1 protein-coding gene is annotated in these 3,651 nt (G+C 48.6%); it reads right to left on the bottom strand.

Annotation, left to right across the window (positions count from 1 at the left end; all coding sequences use genetic code 11):
- Window positions 1-198 precede the first annotated feature (198 nt).
- Window positions 199-3,303 (bottom strand): MFS transporter, encoded by a 3,105-nt coding sequence (locus tag QT974_RS32470; protein ID WP_333472480.1) that lies wholly within the window; start codon window positions 3,301-3,303, stop codon window positions 199-201.
- Window positions 3,304-3,651: the final 348 nt, after the last annotated feature.

Consider the following 3,651-nt stretch of genomic DNA (forward strand, 5'->3'; position numbering starts at 1 on the left):
TCGGAATGCGAGTCCTTTCTTGGATGCGGACTCGCATTCCGAACGATCGAACCAGTTTTATAATAGTGAATCGAGGCGAAATGCTCTTACCAGAAACACCTCACCGCTTTTGAGAAGGCTGATAAAAATAGTGCCTGATGTGAGTTTCTACTGACATCAGGCACTATTAGAAATTCGATCGCACAAATTGACTCTTGTTTAGCGGATGACGGCTAAAGCACCAGCGCCCGCAGCCGCTACGGCCGAGGAAAGAGCGGTGAAAAACAGCCACCAAGAGGCAACTTCCGCTGCTTTTCGGGTTTCTTCGGCTTGTTTTTCAGCTTGCAATTTGATGCTTTCGAGGCGAAGCTGTGCTTCTTGCTGCAAGCGTTCTGCTCTTTGCAAGACGGTATTTCTGCTTTTTTCGATTTGGTCGATCAAGCGGTTCGCATCTGCTTCGGAAATGTCCTCGCGCGAACTAATTAAGGCTACTAAAGTATCGCGGTTGAAATGACCGAGGCGATCGCGCAAAGCATCAAATCCGGCTTGCGGATCGTCAAATAACTTGCGCACGTCCCGCGTAATGCCTTCATAATTGAGTTCCGGGCGATCGAGCGAATTGAGATAATCCCGAATTTTACCGAGAATTCCGTCAATTACCGATTGAATTCCCTCCTGAATTTTCTGGATTTGCAGTGCGAATTGGTCGCGCACCGACAAAATTTGATCGACAATCCGAGCAGCTTCTGCTTCCGAAATATCCGGCCGCTGAGACAGCAGAGAAATCATCGTCGCTCGATCGATATGCGACAGTCGTTCGCCCAAACTGTAAGCGCCGACTTTTGGATCGTGCAGCAACAGTTGCAAGTCGCGCTTGATGGCTTCGGGATTTAATTCATCCTTGCCGGTATTGCGCAAATAATCCTCTAAAATGCTCTGAAAATCCTGGACTTGAGTTTGCACCCGCTTCGCCAAACGGCGCGGCGCTTTGACGATCGATCCTAGAGTTTCCTGCACTTGGTCGATAATTTGATTGACTTGTTCCTCGGTCAAATCTTCTCTCTGAGAAAGCAGCTTGACCAAAGTATCGCGATCGACCTGAGAAAGGCGGCCGCGCAGCGCTAAAGCCCCTTCCTTGGGATTTTCCATCAGTTTCGTCAAATCCCGCTTAATCCCTTCAGGATTGAGTTCTGACTTGCCTGTATTGCGCAGGTAATCTGCCAGGGCGGTAGTAGTTTGGTCGTACTGATCCTTAGCTTTTTCTGCCAGCTTTTGCGGTGCTTCCAGCGCGCTGTGCCAAGTTTCTTCGGCACTGTCGAGAAGCTGGTTTACTTGGTCTTCGCTGAGGTCTTTTCGCTGAGATAGCAATTTTACCAAAGTTTCGCGATCGAAGCGAGAAGCTCTAGCTTTTAGCGCCCACATTCCCGCTTCCGGGTTGTCCAGCAGCGTTTTGAAATCGCGCTTGAGTCCTTCGGGATTTAGTTCTTCTTTGCCCGTAGACTGCAAGTATTCTTGTACTTTTTGCCACTGATTGTCTAGTCGGACTTGCGCAGCTTCTTGCAGACCTTTAGAATCTGCTAAAACTACATCTCGCGTCCTGTCCAACTCTTTAACAATCTGGTCTACTTCCTGGAAACCGAAGCCTTCGCGGCCTCTGAGGATTTGCACGAAACTGTCGCGGGTGTAAGGAGCCAGCCGATCGCGCAACTGTTCGTAATTCGCATCAGAATCCTCTAAGATTTTCTTAAAATCGCTCCCGATACCTGCTGCTGTGAGTTCTGCTTTCGGCGTCAGCTTCAAATAAGTTTCCACGCGCCACTGCAAATCGCGAGCTTTTTCTTGCTCCTCTGCAAAAATAGCAGTTTGTAAAACTCGCTGTCTAATTCCTTCTAATTCCTGGGAAATTTCTTTAATTTTGTCTTGGGTAAAAACGCCGCGACTTGCCAGAATTTCCGCAAACTTAGACTGATTTAGTTTTTCTAATTCGCGGCGCACAGTTCCCGGATCTGCCGTTGGATCGTAGAGCACGTCACGAAATTCGCGCTCGATCGTTTGCGGGTTCATTTGCCACGAATAAGTGTTGAGCAAGTAGTTTTCTACGTCTGCACGAATTGGGCTATAAGTTTCTGGTTCGCCTTTGACTTTAGCGGTAATTTTATCAGCTTGCTGGCTAACTTTGTCCTTAGCTGTTTTAAGCTGACCCATTACTTTTTCCACATCTAAGTCGGAAATATCCGTGCGACCCAAAACTACTCCCATTAAAGCATTGACTGCCATTGTCGTTGCTTGGGACATCATTGTGGGGTTTTGTCCGGAATTTTGACCGCCCAGATTGCCGAGAACTTTTTCTACCCTACTTGTCAGCGTATCTGAGAGCAAATCTCCCGATTTTGCTGATTTGAGATAATCTATTAATTGGGCGATGCCGTCTGATTTTTGGTCTTGTTTTCCTACTTGTTTCCAAGCATCTTGGAGTTGGTCTACAATCCGGTTGACATCGCGTTTTGACAAGTCCGATCGCGAACTGACTAAATCTACGAGAGTTTGGCGATCGAGATTCGGCAAATTTTCGCCCGCAATGCTTTTGAGTTGCGGATCGTTTAGCAGCTTTTCAAACTCGCTGCGCATCGCTTTGATGTCTAATTCCGGCGGTTTGAGGGCTTGGATGTAGTCTTCGACGTTTTCCCGCAAGCTTGTAGGGTCGATCGCGCTACCGAGTTCGTGGCCCACTGCTGCTGCTGCTGCTTTGGCGGTGGCCACTACTTGGTTGCTGGCTGCTTTGGCGCCGAGGGCGGCGGCTGCGGTGCCGAAAATAGCTTGAACGCCTGATGTTGCGGTGTTAACGACGGAACCGATCAGGGAACCGACGGTGGTAGAGCTCACCCAGACGAGGAGTGAGAAATAGGTAGCCCACACGACTAAACCGACGATCGCACCTAAACCGGGACTGCTAATCAAGCTAAGCTTAACTGCTAGCAAGCAAGCGAAAAATAGGGCGACGGTGACGGTAATTAGAGTCCAAGTACCGACTTTGCGCCCGATGTGGCGTACGGGGGGGGCGCCGCTATCCGAGTGGTGTCCGTCGTCGTGGGATTGTCCGATATAAGAAAGGCCCGCAGCTACTGATAAATTTGTGAGCAATAGTTGGAAAGCGCAGGCTAGTACGACTCCAGCGATGAGGGCGATAAAAAATTGCGGCCCGGAATAGAGGAGTGCTGCATCTTCTACTCTGCTAGTTGTTGTTGTAGTCTGTTCTACAGGCACTTGAGCCAGCCAGAACCCGATGTTATACAGTTGTGGATTTATTGGCAAATTTTGATACATAGTATATTCCTCGTTAAAGGGGTGGGTGCGCGCGTTCATTGGCGCGACTTGACCAATGTATAGTGTTAAACTCATGCCCCCAATGGCAAGCATCGCTTTATTGACGAGCTAAAGCATCCCCCTACAGTCGGAAGTGTATAAATATGTCTGCGGCCTACTGTTGATTGAGAGATAATTGTGCTATGTAAGTTTTGTTTGGTTTGTGAAGTAGATTTTTTTTAACGAACCGCAGAGGACGCAAAGAACGCTGAGGAAGAGAAGAAAGAGAAAAAAATTGTGAGTCGTAGGGTGCGTGGGTGCATCTCAATGCAAGCGAATATATCCGTAGGGGCGAAGCATGACCTCCGT

It is taken from the genome of Microcoleus sp. BM001215392 (genome assembly GCF_036700185.1).
Taxonomy (GTDB): Bacteria; Cyanobacteriota; Cyanobacteriia; order Cyanobacteriales; family Microcoleaceae; genus Microcoleus.